The sequence below is a fragment of the Nocardia mikamii NBRC 108933 genome (assembly GCF_001613505.1).
Lineage (GTDB): Bacteria > Actinomycetota > Actinomycetes > Mycobacteriales > Mycobacteriaceae > Nocardia > Nocardia mikamii.
In genome coordinates, this window is the sequence record NZ_BDCM01000041.1 from 1 (window position 1) to 815 (window position 815).

2 protein-coding genes are annotated in these 815 nt (G+C 67.9%); one reads left to right on the plus strand and one right to left on the minus strand.

The window, feature by feature from the left end:
* The coding region (locus NMI01S_RS33640) for a TetR/AcrR family transcriptional regulator (protein ID WP_063002781.1) at positions 1-523 on the minus strand (523 nt) is incomplete at its 3' end.
* Between the two features lie 77 nt (positions 524-600).
* On the opposite strand from NMI01S_RS33640, the gene NMI01S_RS33645 reads away from it, so the two are divergent.
* The coding region (locus NMI01S_RS33645; RefSeq protein ID WP_174554596.1) for a DoxX family protein at positions 601-815 on the plus strand (215 nt) is incomplete at its 3' end.

An 815-nucleotide genomic window follows, 5' to 3' on the forward strand; every position in this document is an offset into this window, starting at 1 on the left:
GGAAGAGCGCTCGCGGATTCATTGCGGGTACGCCGAGGGCGATGCGGTCCAGTGCGATGCCGGTGAAGACCGAGCCGAGGGCGTCGATCTGTTCGTCGGTGGGATGCGGAAACCGGGCACGCAGGGTGGCGGTGAGTTGCCGTAACGCGCTGGCACGAAGTCGGCGCATGAGGTCGGCGAGTTCGGGGTCGCGGGCAGCGGCCAAGGTCAGCTCGGTGCGGGCCAGCAGGCGGTTGCGGGCCACGCTGGAGTCAGGATCGGCGAGAGCGGCGAACAGGTCCGCCGGGTCGGTATCGGCGGGTGTGGCGAGCCGGTCGATCTCGGCGAGTTGAAGTTCGAGCAGTCGCTGGGCGATGGCCTGGTAGAGCGCGGCCCGGGTGCGGAAGTAGTTGGAGGTTGTCCCCGCCGGGACTCCGGCGGCGGTGTCGATGGCGCGGTGGGTGACCTGGTTCAGGCCCTCGCGGTCGATGAGGGCCAGGGCGGCGTCGGCGAGCAATTCACGACGCGACGTTTTCTTCGGCATGCACTTGACACTACTACATCGTTGTACTACATGTTAGTACTACAACGTAGTGAATGAATTCCGCTGAGGAGCATCCCATGAACACCGCCTTCGTCGTCGTCACCGTGCTAGCCGCCCTGTGGGTCGGCTTCTCCGCCGTCTCGACCTTCACTCGCGCCGAGTGGGTAGTGAAGCCGCTGGCCGACTACGGCGTGCCCCGCACGTGGTGGCCCCGGCTGGCCGCGGTGAAGACGGCGGGCGCACTGGGCATGCTCGCCGGGCTGTTCCTGCCCGCCCTCGGCGTGGCGGCCGC